The organism is Rhizobium leguminosarum, assembly GCF_010668065.1.
Classification (GTDB): Bacteria; Pseudomonadota; Alphaproteobacteria; order Rhizobiales; family Rhizobiaceae; genus Rhizobium; species Rhizobium leguminosarum_S.
On the sequence record NZ_WUEN01000003.1, the window covers coordinates 657,578 to 676,352 of the forward strand.

An 18,775-nucleotide genomic window follows, 5' to 3' on the forward strand; every position below is an offset into this window, starting at 1 on the left:
TCAACCTTTCACGGCGGAGCCGACGAATGAACTGACGAACCAGCGCTGGAAAGCCAGATAGAGAATGAGGACCGGGATCATCATCAGCACCGAGGCGGCCATGGCGCGGTCCCAGTAGATGCTGTCCTGTCCGAAGAAGGTGGCGATGGCGACGGCAATCGGCCGAGCATAGTCGGTCTGGGTGACCAGCGTCGGCCAGAGATACTGGTTCCAGCTTTCGATGCCCATGAGGATCGAGACCGTGGCGAGCGCCGGCAGGCTGAGCGGCATGTAGATCGACCGGTAGATGCGGAAGGCCGATGCGCCGTCCATTTCCGCCGCTTCATAGAGTTCTTTCGGCAGCTGCGCGAAGAACTGGTAGAAGAGGAAGACATAGAGCGGGCTTGCCACCCAGGGCAGGATCTGCACCGCGAAGGTATCCGTCAGCCCCGCCCGCGACATCATGACGACGAGCGGCATGATGATGCTTTCCTGCGGGATGACATAGAGCGCGACGACCAGCGCCAAGAGTGCCGCCTTGCCGCGTAGCGAGCCCCAGGCCAGAACGAAGCCCGCCATGGAATTGACGACCAGTCCCGAGACGACTGTGGCGACGAGGATCACCAGCGAATTGAAGAGATATCGGCCATAGGCCAGCTCGCCGGAGAAATGGGCGATCTCCTTGTAGTTCGACAGCGTCGGTTCGCTGACCCAGAAGGCGCGGAAGCTGCCCATGTCGGCGAGGATGCGGAAGCGGTCGTCCTTCAGGCTGGCGATCAGCAGCATGAACAGCGGCGAGATCATCACCAGCGCGATGACCAGGATGCAGAGGCTCTGCACGATGCGCAGGCTTCTCTTGCCGTTGCCCCTTGTGATTGCCAGCGGGACGGGCTGGGTCAAAGCGAGATCAGACATCGAAGCGCCTCAGGAGTTTGCGTTGCAGGAGCGCGATCAGAAGAACGATGACGAAGAGGATGACGGACACGGCCGATGCGTAGCCGAGTTTCTGCTCCTCGAAGCCGGCGCGCACCATGTAGTGGACAACGGTTTCAGTGCTTTCGTTCGGGCCGCCCTGGGTGAGGATTGCCACCTGCGTATAGAGCTTGAAGGCCTGGATCGTGGTGATGACCAGCACGAAGACATGGGTCGGGCGAAGGCCGGGCATGGTGACGTGCCAGAAGCGGCGCAGCGCGCTTGCCCCGTCGATGCGGGCGGCATCGTATAGTTCTTCGGGAATGCCCTGCAGGCCGGCGAGATAGATGATCATCTGAAAGCCATAGGCCTGCCAGGCTGAAAGCAACACGATGGAGAACATCGCCCAGTTGGGGTCGCCGAGCCAGTCGATCGGCTGAATCGTGCCGCCGGAAACGAAACCGACGATCTGGTTGAGCGGGCCGCTCGGATACTGGAAAAGCGTGCCCCAGATGACGCAGACCACCACCATGGAGGTGATCGCCGGCAGGAAGAACAGGCCGCGCAGCAGGTTTTGCATCGGCAGCTTCTGATGCAAGAGCAGCGCGGTCAGGAAGGCGAGGCCACACTGCAGCGGCAGCACCCAGACGGTGAAGCGCGTAACGTTCCACAGCGAGGTCCAGAACAGCGGATCGGTGAAGACGCGCTCGAAATTCAGGAGGCCGACGAAGCGCACCGGCGTCGGGCGCGGCACGAGCGGCTGGTTGGTCATCGCCGTCCAGAAGGACAAGAGGAACGGCGTGATCAGGAATATCGCCATAAGCAGAAAGGCAGGCGCGATCATCGCCATTTCCTGCCAGAGCCGCTGCTTGTCGCGGCGTTTCGCCGGACGTCGCAAAGCGGGCGTGGAGGTCTGTTGCAAAGTCATTGTTTCCTCCTCATCGGTCATCCTTCCCGAGATAGTCAGGGCCGGCAGGACGAGCCGGCCCCGTCAAAACCCCTTACTGCTGCTCGTCGAAGGGTGGGTAGCCGGCGTTGTCCTCGATATCCTCGTCGATCTTCTTGGCAGCGGCCGTCAGCGCTTCCTGCGCGTCACCACCGTTGAAGATCTTGTCGACGGCCTGCATGAAGGCCGAGGTGATTGTCGGATAGGCCGGGTGCGGCGGACGGGCGATCGCGGTCTTGGAAGCCTGCTCAAAGGCGACGGCGAGCGGACCGCCTTCCGCATAGAGCGGGGATTCGGCGGCGAAGCTCTTCAGGCCCGGATAGGCGGACTGGGTCTTGGCGTACTCTCTGTACTCCTTGTCCTTCAGCAAGAAGCTCAGGAACTTGCCGGCGATCTCAGGGTTTTCCGAGGTCGCGGAAATGCCCCAGATCCAGGTTCCGTTTGGGCTCACGCCCTTGTCGCCGATCTTCGGCAGCGGCATGACGACGATATTGTCCTTCATCGCTGCCGACGCCTCCGCGTAGAACCAGTGGCCGCCCATGGCGAGCGCGGCCGGCTGTCCCTCGGCGTAGAACTGGTTGGTGCCCGACGAAGTCGGTACGACCCAGCCCTTCTTCACCCAGTCCTGCATCATCGTCAGCGCCTTGACGCAGGCCTCGCCATCGAGCGTGCCGCTGGCCTTCCAAGTCTTGCGGTCGATCAGGTCGCAGCCGGCGCTTTCGAGCAGGGGGCCGTAGGCATAGGTGATCCACTCGGTCTTGATGCCGTAACCTCGGAAGGTGTCGATCGGCCACTTCACGCCTTCGAGCTTGGAAAGCTTTTCGAGATAGCCTTCGAATTCATCGCGGGTCCAGGCATCGTCGACCGATTTCGGAATGCGGGCGCCAATGGCTTCAAGATATTTCTTATTGCCGTAGAGCACGACCGAGGAGTCGGTGAGGCCGATCGCATAGAGGTCCTTGTCGATCGGATAGGTGCCCTGGGCGATATTCGAATCCGTCATGTCATCGAGCAGGTCCTTGTCAATGAGCGGCTTGACGGCCTGCAGATAGCCGGACCAGACATAATTGGCGAGGAACGGAGCATCGAGTTCCATGATATCGGGCAACTGCTTGGCCATGACGGCGGCGCTGAACTTTTCGTTGTAGGCATCGTGCGGCGCGTAGATCATCTCGATGTCGACATCGGGATTGGCGGCCTCGAAGCGGGCGGCAACGTCGCCATAGGCCTTCACCCAGCCGGGATCGCCCTGGTGCATAACGTGGATGACGGTCTTCGCCTCGGCGAAACCGGCGGTTGCGACCAGCGCGGCGGACGCTAAGAGTACGGAAAGTAAACGATTACCCATTAAAGTCCTCATTTCGTATTCTCCTCCTGTTTGGCACTATTCGATGTTCAGACGGATGCCCGTTCGACCAGATGGAACGGCAGTTTATGCAGATGCGGCGGTTCGGGCTGCTCGGCCAGGAGGATCTCCATGGCAAGGCGGCCCATGGCGCGGTGCGGCAGGGCCATCGTCGTCAATGGCGGGTCCAGCCGCGAGGCAATCTCGACCTGGTTGTCGAAGCTTGCCACCGCGATATCATCCGGAATGCGAAGGCCGGCGCGGGCAAGCGCCGCATAGACTTCCATCGCTACGCGGTCATTGCCGCACAAGATGGCGTCAGGCCGTTGACCGGATTTCAGAAGCGCCTCCACATGAGAGGCAACAAGGCTTGGCGCGCGGTCGCTGTAGACGCTGCGGCGCACCGCCGGCAACACGCCAGCGGGATCGATGCCCCCCTCCTCAAGCGCCGCACGAAACCCCGTCTCGCGTAGCGTTCCGGCGAGAATGCCCGGCAGGTTGATGAAGGCGATGCGACGGCGGCCGGCGACGAGGAGATAACGCACGATCTCCCGTGCGCCGCCCTCTTCGTCCGGCACCAGAGCGGTGACGCGGCCGGTAGCCTCGCGGCAGTTGATCATGACGCCGACGGCGCCCGCCAACCTGTCCGGCAGGGCGACATCCTTGTGGTACATGGCGGCATAAGCAACGGCGCGCGGCCGGAACTGCTGCACCTCGTCGAGCACCGAGCCGATAGACTGGCCGCTGCGGTGGTTGACCGCAAAGACCGCCATGCCGGCGCTGCGGGCCGCCCCGTCGAGGCCACGCACGATCTCGGTGGCGAAGGGCGAAGTGATGAGGCCGTCGGAGACGACTCCCACCAGCGGCAGCCAGCCCTGACGCACGCCACGCGCCGCAAGGTTGGTCACATAGCCGAGTTCTTCCGCAATAGCCTTGACCTTCTGGCGCGTATCGTCCGACATGCGGGCGGAGCCGCCGTGCAATGCGCCGGAAACCGTCTTTACCGAGACTCCCGCACGTTCCGCGATGTCAGAAAGAGATACTGCCACGATCCTCGCCATCCTCCTTGGGTGATCGATTACCCAATACTCGCGGCGGACGCGTTTTGTCAAGTGGCTTTTACGCGCACTGCTCAGCGTTCCGAACGCCTATCTGTCAATCGGCGCACAAAAATTGCCCCCTTATCGGCGCGCAATCTTCACCCGCTGTAGACGATCAGCGCTTTGCTTGGCCGGGGTTGAAAAAGGGTAGGCCGACTGCGGGTGACTGGGTTCTTCGGCTTTAGCTTTGAGAGCGGCTTTGAAGCGCCAGGATTCGTTTCCGGTTTCGACGATCTCGCAATGGTGGGTCAGGCGGTCGAGTAGTGCCGTCGTCATCTTCGCGTCGCCGAACACCGACGGCCATTCACCGAAGGCCAGGTTTGTCGTGACGGTGATCGAGGTGCGCTCGTAGAGCCTGCTTGATCAGGTGGAACAGGAGCTGGCCACCGGCAAACGCGCGGGAATGAAAGCAGTCGGGTTCACCTTCACCGGAGGTGGCCACGCGGCCGGTACAACGCGCCTTCCGGAAAATGATGGCTTTAGTGGAGCGTGCCGCTGATCACCATTTTTGACACGAATGCGGAAAGAAGCTGGCTATCGAAATGGCCCGGCGAATTCATCATCATGTTGATCGCCTCTGCTTGCGAGAAGGCGCGCTTATATGGCCTGATCGTGGTCAGCGCTTCGTAAACGTCACAAATCGCCGCAAGCCGGGCGACGTAGGGGATCTTCTTTCCGGCGAGCCGGCCAGGATAGCCCGAGCCATCGAACTTTTCGTGGTGGTAGCGACAAATGTCGAGCACCGGCTTCGGGACATGGGCGACATGAGAAACCAGCTCATATCCCCGCTGAGGATGTCCGCGGACAAGATCCATTTCCTCGGCCGTCAGCTTGCCGGGTTTCGTCAAAATTTCGTCCGGGAGCGCCATTTTTCCAAGATCGTGAACCAGTCCACCCAGTCCTAATACTCGCACATCCTCTTCTCCATGACCGAGGCTGCGCCCTAGGGTGATCATCAACGCGCTTACCGCAAGCGAGTGGAGGAACGTCAGCTCATCTTTTTCCTTGAGCTTTGCGACTGCGATCAGCGCGCCGGCATTGTCGAAGGCTGCCGACATGATCCGCTCCACAGCTGCGCTTGCCGCATCACTGGCGAAAGAGGCTTTGATCCTGGCGTGGGCAAGCATTTGACGGATCTGCGGTCTTGTATCCTCGACGCATTCCCTCGCCTGCTTGATATCCTTTGCTGAAAACACGGCACGAAGCTGGGCGTCAAACGCAGCCCGGTCGATGTCCTGTGCCCCGCTCGGGTCGACATCCGCGCCTTTTCCGACGTCGATAACAACAGTCATCAGACGGTTTGCCATCAAACTCTCGACCTGACCAGCGGCCGAGATCAGGAACGGCTTGAACCGGCGTGTCCTGTCTTCTCCCTCAATTTCGACGTCCTCGACATACATTCCTACCCGCAATTGGCTGACATGTATCCGTTTTCGCATCTGTGATCCGTTCAAAATAATCTTGATACTCAAGCGTTGTCTCAGGTATCCGGGGCTGGCCCGAGCGCGAAAACCTCGCTCAGGTTATAGGGCTCCGACACGGGTCTTGTCTTGGTTGAGCCGTTGTCCATGCAGCTCTAAAATGGCCGCGGCAACCGTGCGATCGACTGCTTTCGAAAACAGATAGCCCTGTCCGAGCTTGCAGCCGAGCTGGCTCAATTGAACAGCTTGGAGTTCCGTTTCGATCCCTTCTGCGACGACCCGGATTCCCAGCTTGTCAGCTATTCCGATCAGGCCCTCAACGATGAAGGTCCCAGCGTCGCCCGGCACCATGCGGTCGATGAAGGACTTGTCGATCTTGATGATGTCGACCGGCACCGTCAGCAGATGGGTCAAAGACGCGTAGCCCGTGCCGAAGTCGTCGAGGGCAACCAGCAAACCCTTGGACCGAAGAGCCTTAATCTCGTCCGCTACGACATAGTCCCGTTGTCCGAGATAAACCGATTCCGTCACTTCGAGGATGATGTGCTTGAGAGGAACCTCCGCTTCCCCGAAAATTCGGCACAGCCTGTCTTGCAGATTACCGCCACGAAAATCTGCGGCGGACAGGTTGATGCCGACATGCTGGAGAGGAAGGCCTCGGGCGAGCCAGCTGCGGATGTCTCTCGCAACCCTCAGCAACATCCGTTGGGTCAGCTCAGCAGCAATATGCGCGTCTTTCGTCGCCTCATGGAAATGCGCTGCGGCTATGATTTCACCGGAAGGCGTGGTCATTCGACACAAGGCTTCAAAACCGACGATTTCCCGAGTATCCAGGCGCAAGATCGGCTGGTAATGCGCGTCGATCCGATCGTCTTCCAGGGCAACGCCCACGTCCCGAACCGCCCTGAAGCGTCTGGTCAGGGCTGTGCCCAGGCCGGGATAGTGTTGCACGTACCGGCCACGGTTGTGTTCTTTCGCATGATAGAGCGCCAGATCGGCGTTCTGGCGGGTCTGGTCAGGGTTTGTTTCCGTCTCCGCCAACGCACCGCCAATCGTCGCGGCGGGAAAGACGACATGACCGTCGCACGTTGAAGGAGAAGACAGTGCTTTGAGGATGTCGGTTGCCCTCGCATTCAGATCAAGGTCTTTGTCGTCCGACACAATGACAGCAAACTCATCTCCACCGAGCCTAAACGTGTTTTGGGAGCCTGCTGTCGTGGCGACCCGGTCCGCAACCACTTGAATCAATGCGTCGCCGGCTGCGTGCCCGAACGTGTCGTTCACGAGTTTCAAGTTGTCGATGTCAACAAGCAAGATGCCCCAGGCGCGCCCGGACCGAGGCAGATCTTCGGCGAGAAGCTGGTTGAAACGAGCGCGATTCGACAGCCCCGTCAAAGCGTCGCTGTATGTCAGCCGCTGACGTTCCATCACCCGCTCTTCGCGATCGATGGCGATTGTGCAGAGATGGACACAAGCCTCGACGAGGTTCCGTTCGACGGCCTTCGGAGCGCCGTGTTCTCGATAATAGAAGGCGAAGGTGCCGATCACCCGCTCGCCACGCTTGATCGGGCTGGACCAGCAAGCCTTCAACCCCAGCGGAAGGACCAGGGACTTGAAGTCCTGCCAACGAGGATCGGTCTCGATGTCGGTGACAACGACCGCTTCTCCGAAATAGGCAGCGGCGCCACAGGAGCCCGCAAGCGGACCCGCTTCAAGATTGTCGACAGCCGCTGAATAGTCAGGCGGAAGGGAGGGGCCAGCAAGTGTGTGAAGACGGCTCCCGTCGAACGTCAGCACCGAAGCGGTGATCCCGGGAACGGCGGCCTCAACCTTGAGGCACAGTTGCTCGATCGTTGCTGCCAGCGGTTCCCCTTTGGCAATCATTTCCAGAATGGCATTCTGCAACTCAAGGATCATGACGTCACTTCCCGGAAGGAGACCCTCCGTACCAAACCGACTTTCAAATCAGGTTACGCCGTTGATTAGATTTTGATCGAATGAACGCACTCGCGAGCCATCAACGGCCGAGCCCCCAAGTGGGGTAGAAGGTCCAGACCGGTCGATCGGCTCACGGAGGCCTTGAACGATCGATCGTGGGACTCATCTCCTTTGCTCGTGGAACAGACGTTCCGGGCTGTGGACGGTGTGATGCCCGAGTGGGCGCATGCCCGGGGCGTCTCTGATCGGCGGGGCTTGGTGCCCTGTTCGACGATGCCCATGCCGTTTGAGGCAGACGTCCTCGACCGTCGGCTTGCTTCATTCAGATGTCACGGAGAGCAGAACATGACGAAAATTCCAACTATCGCCCGTATCTGGCGCGGTCGTACGAAGCCGGAATTTGCTGATGAATACGAAGCTTACAATCGCGCTGAGGGAATTCCGCCACTGCTAGAGACGGCGATCGGCGTTCAATTGCTGCGCGAAGATCGAAAGGATGAAACATGGTTCACGACGATCTCCTACTGGGCCGACATGCAATCGATGACGGCGTTTACGAAAGGTGATCCGGAGCAGGTTCATCATCTGGCGCGAGATGCAGAACTGCTGTGCGAACTTCCGGAGCGTATCCAGATACATAAGATAGTGGTCCCTCCAAATCTGCGTTGAGCGTTCTTAGCTGTCTTCCTGCAGCTCCTGCGCCTTTTGCCAGCCAGAGATAATCGCAGGATTCCTGTGGCTTTCATCAAGCCAAAACGTTTTGGCTTGACTCCCAAAACGTTTTGGAGAATCTTTTTCGCACTTCGGGAGGAAGATCTTGGCCAATCTCAAACAACTCGCGCAATCGCTGGGGCTGTCGATCACCACGGTGTCGCGTGCGCTCGATGGTTATGCCGATGTGTCGGCTGCCACGCGCGAGCGGGTTCGCGAGGCCGCCGACAAGGTCGGCTACCGGCCGAATGCTTCGGCCCGCCGTCTGCGCAGGCAGCGCGCCGAGCTCGTTGCCGTCACGCTGCCGAGCGATCCTGGCCATATCGGTCCTCCGCATTTCCTCGATATGCTGTCCGGCTGTGCCGAACATCTTGCCGCTGCCGGCCTCAATCTCGTGATTGCGCCGGTGCCGCGCGGCGAGAGCGAACTCGACATCTGCCGCCGCTTCGTCGATGGCCGCCGCGTCGACGCCATGCTTCTCGTCCGCACCAAACGGAAGGACGAGCGCGTCGAATTTCTGCAGTCGCGCGGCATTCCCTTCGTCACCAACGGCCGCACGGAAAGCCTGCTGCCCCATCCCTATATCGACGGCGACGGTTTTACCGGCTTCCGGGCCGCGACGCTGCGCTTCCATGCTGCTGGCCACCGCCGTATCGGCCATATCGCCGGCCCGCAGGAATATTACTTTGCACATGACCGCTGCCGTGGCTGGCGGGCGGCGATGGAGGAATGCGGCCTTGCCACCGACCTCTGCGCCGAAGGCGCGCCGTTGGAACAGGGCGGTTATCTCGCCGCACTCGAACTTTTGCGCCAACCATCGCGTCCGACCGCACTCGTCTGCGCCACCGACGAAATGGCGATCGGAGCGCTGAGGGCGCTACGCGAGGTCGATGGCGGCAACCAGATCAGCATTGTCGGCCATGACGACCTGGCGATGGGCGCATTCACAAGCCCGCCGCTCTCGACCATGCGCATGACCGGCGAAAACCTCGGCGCAAGCTTCGCCTCGCTGCTGCTCCGCGCCATCGCCGGAGAGCCTGCCGAAGAACTCCAGGAGCTTCACGCGATTGAATTCGTCGATCGCGACAGCCATCGCCGTCCCGCCAAGGCGGCATAGACAGCCGTGCATTCAAACAAAGAACAATGAAGGAGGAGAAGATGAAACATATCATGTCATTTGGAATTCTGGCTTCCACCGTGCTGGCCTTCGCCTCGCCGGTGCTTGCCCAGACGGTTTTCGTGTCCACCCAGCTTCGTCCGATCGAGGAAGCGACCGTCGTTCGCGAGGAACTCCTGAAGGACGTCGGCTCGGTCGATTACGTGGTCGAGGAGCCGCCGCAGTTTGCCGTCCGCATGGAAGCCGAACGCCAGGCCGGCAAGCACACCGTCAGCCTCGTCGGCGCGCTGCATGGCGAGCTCTCGCCGCTTGCCGACAAGGACACGCTCGAGCCGCTCGACGATCTCGCCAAGAAGTTGGCTGCGAGCGGCATGCCGCAGTCGCTGCTCGACCTCGGCAAGCTCGGCAAGTCGACCCAGCAGTACATCCCATGGATGCAGGCGACCTATGTGATGGCCGCCAAGAAGGAAGCGCTGCAATACCTGCCCGCCGGCGCCGACGTGAACGCGCTGAACTACGATCAGCTGATCGAGTGGGGCAAGAATATGCAGGACGCAACCGGCCAGCCACAGATCGGCTTTCCCGCCGGCCCGAAAGGCCTGATGGCGCGTTATTTCCAGGGCTATTTCTATCCGTCCTTCACCGGCGGCGTCGTGCGCACTTTCCAGAGTGCCGATGCGGCCGCCGGCTGGGAGAAGCTGAAGGCGCTATGGGCCTATGTGACGCCGAACTCGACCAGCTACGACTTCATGCAGGAGCCGTTGGCAGCCGGCGAAGTTATGGTCGCCTGGGACCATATCGCCCGCTTGAAGAATGCCATTTCCGCAGCACCTGACGATTACGTCGTCTTCCCGGCGCCTGCGGGTCCGAAGGGCCGCGGCTATATGCCGGTCGTTGCCGGTCTCGCCATTCCGAAGGGTGCACCCGACAAGGCCGGCGCCGAAAAGGTCATCGAGCACCTTTCGATGCCGGAGACGCAGCTCCTGACTGCCTCCAAGGTCGGCTTCTTCCCGACGCTGAACATCAAGCTGCCGCCGGATCTCGATGCCGGCGTCGCCCTGCTCGCCGGTGCGGTCACCGCCATCCAGGCTTCCAAGGACGCGGTCATCTCGCTGCTCCCGGTCGGCCTCGGCGACAAAGGCGGCGAGTTCAACAAGGTCTACATGGACAGTTTCCAGCGCATCGTGCTGCAGAACGAGCCCGTCGCAGACGTCCTGAAGGCCCAGGGCGCGACAATGGCCAAGCTGATGGCCGATACGAAAGCTGCCTGCTGGGCGCCCGATGCCAAGAGCGACGGCCCCTGCCCGGTCGAGTAAATCCGCCCATGAAGCGTCCGGGCGGAATGCCCGGGCGCTCTTCCAACACTCTGCTCGTCAAGGCGGGAGCCGATGACCAATAGCCGACCCTGGATCCCCTATCTGCTGATCCTGCCATCCGTCGCCTTTCTGGCGCTGCTGTTTGTCGTGCCGCTGGTGCAGACGATCTGGCTGGCGGTGTCGGATAATGGCGCGCCGTCGCTCGCCAATGCCGAGCGCATGATCACCGACATCAATTTCACCCGTTCGGTGAAGAACACCTTCCTGCTGACGATCGCGGTCGTGCCGGTGCAGATCGCCTTGGCGCTTGCCATGGGCACGATGGTCGCCAAGGTCGGCCGCGGGCGTGAGACGATCCTGTGGATCTGGACGATCCCGCTCGGCATTTCCGATCTCGCCGCCGGTCTCGTCTGGCTGTCGATCCTGCAGAATACCGGCTATCTGAATTCGTTGCTCTTCGGCCTCGGCATCATCGGCAGGCAGGCAAGCTGGCTCTCCTACCAGACGCCGGTCGCGCTCTTCCTCGCAATTGCGGTTGCCGAAATCTGGCGCGGCACGGCCATCGTCATGGTCATCATCGTCGCCGGCCTCAACCAGGTGCCGAAGGAATTCAAGGAAGCCGCCGAAATTTTCGGCGCTGGTCCGTGGACGCGCTTCTGGCGCATCACCCTGCCGCTGATCCGCCCTGCCCTGCAATCGGCGCTGATCCTGCGCACCGTGCTCGCCTTCGAGGTCTTCGCCGTGGTCTATGCGCTCGGCGGGCGCAATTTCCCGGTTCTCGTCGGCGAGGCCTACAACTGGCAAAACCAGAACCAGAACTACAGCGTCGCTGCTGCCTATGCGGTGCTGATCATGATCATCTCGCTTGCCGCCACGCTTATCTATCTCAAAGCCTTGAAGGTCGATCCGGAGCGCCTGCCATGACCACGGATACCGTCAGAACGACCGCGGACACTCCCAGAACCGCCGGCTTCGTCTCCTCGCGCCGCTGGCTTCTCTGGAGCGGCATCGCCGCCCTCTGTGCCTGGGTGCTGGTGCCGATTTATCTGGTCGCACTCGGCGCGCTCGGCGGTCGCCAGGGCGTCTACATCTGGCCGAAGACCGGTCTTCCCACGGGCATATCGCTGGAGCCCTTCATTCTCTTTCTGAAAACCGAAGGCGTCGTCCAATCCTTTCTCAATTCGCTGGGGGCAGCCGGCATCACGGTGGCGCTTTCGATCTTGCTCGGCGCGCCGGCCGGTTACGCGCTCGCCCGCTACGATTTCCGCGGCAAGGACAGCTACCGCCTGCTGGTGTTGCTGACCCGCGCTTTTCCGCTGGCAATCCTGGCATTGCCGCTGACGGTATCCTTCATCCGGCTCGGCCTCTACGATACGATCCTCGGCGTCGGCTTGATCCATACGGTGCTGGCGCTGCCTTTCGCGGCACTCGTTACGCAGGGTATTTTCCTCGGCGTGCCGAAGGAGTTGGAGGAAGCCGCCTGGGTGTTCGGCTGCACCCGCATCCAGGCCTTCTTCAAAGTGGTGGCACCCTTGGCGCTCCCCGGCATCGTCGCAACAGCGGTCTTTGCCTTCGTCATCTCTTGGAACGAGGTTTTTGCCGCCTCGGTGCTGACGGTGCGCAACCGCACGCTGACCGCCTACCTGCTGACCGTGCTTTCGGAAAGCCCGATGCACTACCGTTTTGCCGGGGGCCTGATGCTCATCCTCCCCTCGGTTGTCTTCATCTTCGCGGTCAGGCGCTACCTCTTCGCGATCTGGGGCATTTCCTCCAAATAACGGGACCAGAGATATGGCCAATATTGTCATCGACCGCATCCGCAAGAGCTTCGGAGCCTTCCAGGCGCTGAAAGAGGTCTCGCTGACGATCAACGACGGCGAATTCGTATCGCTGCTCGGCCCGTCCGGCTGCGGCAAGACCACGCTGCTGCGCATCATCGCCGGCCTCGAGACGGCAACAGCGGGAGATATCCGTATCGGCGACAAGTCGGTGATCGGCCTGGCACCCCGGGATCGCGGCCTTGCGATGGTCTTCCAGAACTATGCCGTCTTTCCGCATATGACGGTCTACGAAAACGTCGCCTTCGGGCTGCGGATGCAGAAGGCCGACGACGCACGCGTGAAGGCGCAGGTCGAGAAAGCCGCCGGCCTCCTGCATATCGAGCAATATCTCGACCGCTACCCGAACAAGCTTTCCGGCGGCCAGCGCCAGCGCGTTGCGGTCGCTCGCGCCCTTGCCGTCGAACCGAAGGTTCTGCTGATGGACGAGCCGCTTTCCAATCTCGACGCGCTGCTCCGCTTGGAAATGCGCACCGAGCTCAAGACCGTGCTGCAATCGGCAGGCACCACGACGATCTATGTCACCCACGACCAGACGGAAGCGATGGGCCTTTCCGACCGCATCGCCGTCATGCATGGCGGCGTGGTCGAGCAGGTCGGCCATCCGGTCGAGATCTACAACCACCCGGCGACACGTTTCGTCGGCGGCTTCATCGGCAACCCGCCGATGAACTTCATCGAGGTGCCGGTTTCGAACGGCCAGGTGGCGGCCGGCGCCGAACGGCTCGTGGCGCCGCAGGAATCCGGCGATCAAATCATCCTTGGCCTGCGCGGCGAGGCTGTCGAACTCGCGCCGCTGCCCCAGGGTCTCGAAATGCGGGTACGCGTTGCCGAACCGATGGGCTCGCACCTGCTGTTGACCGGCTCGATCCACGACCAGCCGGTCCGCGTCATCCTGCCGGCCTCGGAAACCGTGAAGAGCGGCGATACGATCGGCCTGAGGCTCGACCAGAAGCGCATCACCTGGCTTTCGCCTGAAAGCGGCAAGTCCTTTCCGGCCGTTTTGGCCTAAGAATACCGGAGCATCCAGAATGAACACGCATATCGACCAGGCGAAGCGCATCCTCGCCGTGAACGATCGTGGCGGCTATACCGTGCCGACCGACAGGCTCTACCCCTTCCAGTGGAACTGGGATTCCGCCTTCGTCGCCATGGGCTTCGCGCTCTATGATACCGACCGCGCCTATCGCGAGCTGGAGCGGCTGGTCGAGGGTCAGTGGATGGACGGGATGATCCCACATATCGTCTTCCATGCACCAAGCGAAACCTATTTCCCCGGACCGGATGTCTGGCGCACGCAGCACACGATCCCGACCTCCGGCATAACCCAGCCGCCGGTCTTCGCAATCGCGCTGCGCAAGCTGCACGAAGTCGCCGGCAAGGGTGCCGAAGCCCGCACCCTGCCCCTCTACGTGGCGGCGCTGAAATGGCATCGCTGGTGGTATTCGGCGCGCGACCCTGAAGGCACGGGGCTCGTCGCGCTGCTGCATCCCTGGGAAAGCGGCAGCGACAATTCTCCCGCCTGGGACATCGCGCTCGCCCGGGTGCCGACCAGTACCGATACGCGTGTCGTGCGCAAGGATACCGGCCATGTCGATGCCGACATGCGTCCTCGCGACGAGGATTACCGCCGCTTCATTCATCTCGTCGATACCTATGCCGCTTGCGGCTGGGAGCCGGCGCGGCAATGGGAAAAAGCATCGTTCAAGGTCGCCGAGATCCAGACGACCGCCATCCTGCTCAAGGCCGGCGAAGACCTCGAACACCTTGCCCGCCTGTTCGGCCGGACCGGCGACGCAATCGAGATCGCTGCCTTCAACAACCGCACTCGCAAGGCGATGACGGCCCAATGGCGGCCGGAGCTTGCCCGCTTCGTCTCGCGCGACCTGATCTCCGGCGAAGATGTCGAAGCCGCCACGCAAGCCGGCTTCATTCCGCTCCTCTCACTGGACCTCGACAGGCAGGTTGCCGACGCCCTGGTTTCGGAAATGAAGTCCTGGTCCAAGGATCTCAAGGTTGCCTTCCCCACAACCAAACCCGGCATCGCCAGCTGGGAGCCGAAGCGCTACTGGCGCGGCCCCGCCTGGGCGATCATCAACTGGCTGCTGATCGACGGACTGAAACGCAATGGTTATGCGGATGTCGCCGAAGAGCTGCGGCAATCCACCATAGCGGCGATCGAGACGGAAGGTTTCGCCGAATATTTCGACCCGGTCACCGGTGAAGGCTGCGGCGGCCTCGGCTTTTCCTGGACGGCCGCAGCCTATCTGTGGCTTGAGCGTGGCAGAGTGCTTGCCTGAGAATCGATCCTCATCAATCCGGCTGCCATGGCTGCATGGTGAGCACGTTGCCGCCCAGCTTGGCGAAGGCGCGCTGGCGGCAAGAGAAGACGAGGATCTGCTGGTCGCTCGATTGGCGGTGCAGCGCGTCGAACATCCGCTCGATCCGGTCATCGTCGGAATAAACAAGCGCGTCGTCGAGGATCACGGGCGCCGGCCGGCCGTCGCGGGCGAGCAGCCTTGCGAATGCGAGGCGGGTCAGCACCGAGAGCTGCTCCCGCATGCCGCCGCTCAGCCGATCGACATCCTCGTCCAGGCCGTTGCGGCGCACGATCTGCGGCAGCAAGGTGTCGCCGTCGAAGGTAATCGAGATATCGTCGAACAGCAGGCCCACCAGCGGGGCGAGCTCGTTCATGACAGGTTTGAGATAGAGGTCGCGCGCGGCTGCTCGCGTCGCCGTCAGCGCCTTGCGCAGGCGATCCAGGACGGCGACCTCCGCCTCGAAACACTTTACCTGTTCCCGCGCAGCGTCAAGCAAACCGCGAGTTTCCAGCCAGTTTTCTTCCACCGCACTGTCTGAGCGGGTGCGGATCTGACCGCCGAGATCGGCAAGCTCCTCGCGAAGCTTGGCAATTTCGCGGCCTGCGGCGTCGGCGACCGAGCGCGCCCTGGCAAGGGCGGCCTCTGCGCCTGCGAGGTCCCGACCTGTCCTGCGCAAAGGCGCGGCCCGGAGTTCGACAGCATCGACCTGTTCTTTGGCGCTGGAAAGTTTTACGGCAAGGTCCTGTTGCAATTCAGTCCGGCCGGCTTCGGGGCCGATGACCGCTTCGATCGCCTCGCGTTCCTGGCCAAGCCTGGCGTGCTCGGTCTGCGCGCGCAATATGGCCTCGCCTGCTTCCGTGCGCATCACTGACGCCTCCCGCGCCCGATTGCGCGCCAGTTCGATGCGTCGCGTCGCATCGGCGAGACGGGCGCGCACCTCCTCCGGGTTGGCGTCGAGTTCGACCGGACCCTGGCTGAGTTCAGCAAAGCGTGCGGCGTCGAGGTGAAGTTCGTCGATGCCATTCGGGGCGAGATCAGCGAGCCGCTGGCGTGCCCGCACCAGCTCCTCCTGCTTGTTCCGCGCGGCAATATCGCGCTGTCGTGCCGCCCGCAGACTGTCGACACCGAGCTTGGCAAGCAATGTTTGGCGCGTGGCTTCCGCACTCTCCAGCGCCCCGTCCTGATCTGCCTGTCGGCTGGAATGGATGGTCAGGGTGCCGACGCCTGCTATGTCAAGCCTCGCCATCCCGGCAAAGCTTCTATCCTCGCCCCCGGGCAAAGGCTGGCGGTCCATGCTCACCAAACCTGAGACGTCCTTCAGGTAATCGATCCTGAGCGTGGGAAGGCCGACCTCGGCGGCCGCGCGCAAGCCGACGATCTTGAGATCCAGCGCTTCAAGCCGTTCGATCGCATCGAGCGGAATGGCGAGCAACGCATGTGCAGCCTCGCCATCTTCGATCTGCTGGCGCGCCGCTTCGGCCTGTTCCAGACGCAGACGCACCTCGGCCAGCCGCTCTGCGGCGTGGCGTGAACGGAGCGCTGCCTCCAGCCGCGCAAGCAGCTCGCGGTTTACCCGCTCTTCCTCTTCGGCCGCTTGCACCTCAGCCGTCGCAGCTTCGCTTTCAACAAGCGATGCCGCGCGTCGCTCGGCTGCATTTGAGAGTTCTTTTTCCGCCACGGCGAAACGCCGCGCGAGTTCGTCGCTGCGGTTCAATGCCGTGTGGAAGCGGTCGAAAGCCTGCTGCGCCTCATCGCGGCGGCTGGCAGCCAAAGTAGCCTCGGCGTCGAGCGCTTTGAGCTCCCTGTCGTGCAGTTTAGCTGCCTCGAGCACTGACTCGGCATTGGCAATCGCCGCTCTCCGGCCGGCCTCTTCGTCCGAATTTTCCAGTTCGCTGAGTCTGGCCTGCACTGAGCGGCGGCGGTCGAGCGCGCCGTGCAGCATCTCCACCTCCTTGGCCAGCCGCGCCTCCTCCGCCTGCAGCCGGTCACGATCGTCGAGCGCGGCGGCAAAGCGGCCTCCGGTCTTTGGCCGGAGCGTCGCGGTGACCAGGCGATTGAGTTCTTCCTCGCAGGCTTCGAGCACCGCCGACATGCGCCGTCCGCCCGTCAGCGCCTCCACCTCGCCCTGCACCGAAGACAGCAGGCTTTCGCGCACACGCTTGTCGTTTTCTTCCTCGCTCTTGCTGCGATTTTCGATGCCGGTGACGCCCTGCCGCACCCAGAGCAGGCCCGCCGGGCCGGCAGTTCCGCCGGAAATGAGATCGCCGATGAAAGCCTCGGCCTCGTCGGCCTGGGCGACGAGCCGGCCGCTGCCGAGATCGGTGACGCTGGCGCGCCGTCCGCCATAGAACTGCTTGGTCAGGCGGTAGCGGCCAGCTTCTGTCGTGATATCGGCCTCGACGATCGGATTGCCGCCGCTATAGGGGCGCAGCATCTGAACGCTCTTTGGCGTGCCGCCGTGCGGCTGGAAGAACAGCGCATGCAGCGCCTCGAAACAGGTTGATTTGCCATGTTCGTTGGCAGCGCTCAGCACATTGACGCCGTCGGCGATTCCTTCGACGGATATGCCGCGGCCGGCGAAGCGTTTGACATTGTGAAGGCGAAGAGCGTTGAGTTTCATCGATCAATCGCCTCGCAATAGGAAAACAGGCGGATCAACGCCTCGCGCGCCACGCCCCTGTCATCGCCCGAGCGGGATTGGTCGAGGCTTTCGGCAAGCAGCAAATCCGCAGTATCGCGCAGCGCACCGGCTCGGTCGATGATCTCGAGATCATCGCTCTCGCAATCGGTCCCCAGCAGTTCCGTATCGATCTCCAGATGCGCAAATTCCGGCGCGACCTGTTGCAGCAGGCTGGTCATTGCTGTGCGCCCGTTCAATCGCGCACGGCCGGACAGTGCGACGCGCAACAGGGTTTGTCGCCGCGCGAACGGTTCCGGCAGTGCGGCCTTCAGCGCTTCAACACCGTCTTCTGACGCCAGCAGGGGAAGGTGCAATGTCTGCCAGGAAAAGCTGGCGGTCGCGACAGCCGTCGTCGTCGGCATCGCTCCCTGCCCGGCAATCGAAACGATCATCGCCTGCCCCGGCCGGTCATGCTTGAAACGGTCCGGCTCTGGCGCGCCGCTGTAATATGTTCTGGCGTCCACCGCCACCGATCCGTGCCAATCGCCGAGCGCCATGTAATCGAGGCCGGCCAACGCCGCGCGGTTCGGCGCAATCACATTGGTGGCCGTGGCATCCTCCGAGAATTCCTGGATCGGGCCATGGGCGAGGCCGATGCGGATGGAACCATCCGGCGTGGCTGCACCCGTCATCCATTCGGTCAGGTCGCGGCCCGGCCTCCTGGTCGTGCAAGGCGCCGGCAGCAGGATGACATCAGGTTCAAGCGGAAGGGGCGCCGCTTCCGTCGCCAGGATGACATTGTCGGGCACCACGCCACGCGCCGCGCTCCAGAGCTGATCCGCCAGCAGTGAATCGTGGTTGCCCGGAAGCAGAACCCAGCGCAGCGGCGTATTCCGAGCCATCTCGCCAAGCGCTTGGCGAAGCACGGCCGGCGTCGGCGTCTCGGTGTCGAAGGTGTCGCCCGCGAGCAGGATAGTACCCGCCCCATGCTCTCGTGCCGCACTGGCGAGTCTCCCGATCACGCCATGCCGCGCCTCGCGCAGGCGCCCTCTCAAATCCTCCGGAAGATTGCCAAATCGCTTGCCGATATGCAGGTCCGAACTGTGCAGGAAGGAAAACATTAATCAGCCATGTTTGCGATGCGCTGCGAGTTTTCGAGCATGGCCAAGGACCTCTCGTCCGCAGTTGTGATTCCGTTGTTCCGAGGCAGA

15 protein-coding genes and 1 pseudogene are annotated in these 18,775 nt (G+C 62.2%); 7 read left to right on the forward strand and 9 right to left on the reverse strand.

Annotated features, from left to right (window positions below; all coding sequences use genetic code 11):
- The 7 genes and pseudogenes from GR198_RS11470 to GR198_RS11500 form a co-directional block, all read right to left on the reverse strand.
- Positions 1 to 894: a carbohydrate ABC transporter permease gene (locus GR198_RS11470; RefSeq protein WP_164068961.1), complete on the reverse strand. Its 894-nt coding sequence runs from the start codon at positions 892 to 894 to the stop codon at positions 1 to 3.
- Positions 887 to 1,819 (reverse strand): carbohydrate ABC transporter permease, encoded by a 933-nt coding sequence (locus GR198_RS11475; RefSeq protein ID WP_017967544.1) that lies wholly within the window; start codon positions 1,817 to 1,819, stop codon positions 887 to 889. Before GR198_RS11475 ends, GR198_RS11470 begins: the two co-directional genes overlap by 8 nt.
- Positions 1,820 to 1,892: 73 nt before the next feature.
- Complete coding sequence (locus GR198_RS11480; protein WP_164068963.1) at positions 1,893 to 3,185, reverse strand: ABC transporter substrate-binding protein; 1,293 nt, start codon at positions 3,183 to 3,185, stop codon at positions 1,893 to 1,895.
- 47 nt (positions 3,186 to 3,232) lie between these two features.
- Positions 3,233 to 4,243, reverse strand: coding sequence for a LacI family DNA-binding transcriptional regulator (locus tag GR198_RS11485; RefSeq protein ID WP_164068965.1), 1,011 nt, complete (start codon positions 4,241 to 4,243; stop codon positions 3,233 to 3,235).
- 120 nt (positions 4,244 to 4,363) lie between these two features.
- Positions 4,364 to 4,679: pseudogene (locus GR198_RS35780) on the reverse strand (ATP-binding protein); the annotation flags it as partial.
- Between the two features lie 82 nt (positions 4,680 to 4,761).
- Positions 4,762 to 5,721 carry an HD-GYP domain-containing protein gene (locus GR198_RS11495; RefSeq protein ID WP_204329109.1) on the reverse strand — a complete coding sequence of 320 codons (960 nt, stop codon included), beginning with the start codon at positions 5,719 to 5,721 and terminating at the stop codon, positions 4,762 to 4,764.
- 84 nt (positions 5,722 to 5,805) lie between these two features.
- On the reverse strand, positions 5,806 to 7,620 hold the full coding sequence (locus GR198_RS11500; protein ID WP_164068969.1) for a putative bifunctional diguanylate cyclase/phosphodiesterase: 1,815 nt from the start codon (positions 7,618 to 7,620) through the stop codon (positions 5,806 to 5,808).
- A gap of 366 nt (positions 7,621 to 7,986) precedes the next feature.
- On the opposite strand from GR198_RS11500, the gene GR198_RS11505 reads away from it, so the two are divergent.
- From GR198_RS11505 to GR198_RS11535, 7 genes are all read left to right on the forward strand, one after another.
- Positions 7,987 to 8,310: an antibiotic biosynthesis monooxygenase family protein gene (locus tag GR198_RS11505; protein ID WP_164051362.1), complete on the forward strand. Its 324-nt coding sequence runs from the start codon at positions 7,987 to 7,989 to the stop codon at positions 8,308 to 8,310.
- Positions 8,311 to 8,458: 148 nt separating this feature from the next.
- On the forward strand, positions 8,459 to 9,469 hold the full coding sequence (locus GR198_RS11510; protein ID WP_164068970.1) for a LacI family DNA-binding transcriptional regulator: 1,011 nt from the start codon (positions 8,459 to 8,461) through the stop codon (positions 9,467 to 9,469).
- Positions 9,470 to 9,510: 41 nt separating this feature from the next.
- The gene (locus GR198_RS11515; RefSeq protein ID WP_164068971.1) at positions 9,511 to 10,785 is read left to right on the forward strand and encodes an ABC transporter substrate-binding protein; all 1,275 of its coding nucleotides are present in this window, start codon (positions 9,511 to 9,513) and stop codon (positions 10,783 to 10,785) included.
- A 72-nt stretch (positions 10,786 to 10,857) separates the two neighbouring features.
- Positions 10,858 to 11,709 carry a carbohydrate ABC transporter permease gene (locus tag GR198_RS11520; protein ID WP_164068973.1) on the forward strand — a complete coding sequence of 284 codons (852 nt, stop codon included), beginning with the start codon at positions 10,858 to 10,860 and terminating at the stop codon, positions 11,707 to 11,709.
- Positions 11,706 to 12,563: a carbohydrate ABC transporter permease gene (locus tag GR198_RS11525; protein ID WP_164047580.1), complete on the forward strand. Its 858-nt coding sequence runs from the start codon at positions 11,706 to 11,708 to the stop codon at positions 12,561 to 12,563. The genes GR198_RS11520 and GR198_RS11525 overlap by 4 nt, the downstream gene beginning before the upstream one ends.
- 13 nt (positions 12,564 to 12,576) lie before the next feature.
- The gene (locus tag GR198_RS11530; RefSeq protein ID WP_164047581.1) at positions 12,577 to 13,635 is read left to right on the forward strand and encodes an ABC transporter ATP-binding protein; all 1,059 of its coding nucleotides are present in this window, start codon (positions 12,577 to 12,579) and stop codon (positions 13,633 to 13,635) included.
- A gap of 19 nt (positions 13,636 to 13,654) precedes the next feature.
- Positions 13,655 to 14,923: an MGH1-like glycoside hydrolase domain-containing protein gene (locus GR198_RS11535; protein ID WP_164068975.1), complete on the forward strand. Its 1,269-nt coding sequence runs from the start codon at positions 13,655 to 13,657 to the stop codon at positions 14,921 to 14,923.
- A gap of 13 nt (positions 14,924 to 14,936) precedes the next feature.
- Here the strand turns inward: GR198_RS11535 and GR198_RS11540 are convergent, their stop codons facing one another.
- Complete coding sequence (locus GR198_RS11540; protein ID WP_164068977.1) at positions 14,937 to 17,564, reverse strand: AAA family ATPase; 2,628 nt, start codon at positions 17,562 to 17,564, stop codon at positions 14,937 to 14,939.
- Positions 17,561 to 18,685: a metallophosphoesterase family protein gene (locus GR198_RS11545; RefSeq protein ID WP_131712989.1), complete on the reverse strand. Its 1,125-nt coding sequence runs from the start codon at positions 18,683 to 18,685 to the stop codon at positions 17,561 to 17,563. The genes GR198_RS11540 and GR198_RS11545 overlap by 4 nt, the downstream gene beginning before the upstream one ends.
- Between the last annotated feature and the right edge of the window lie 90 nt (positions 18,686 to 18,775).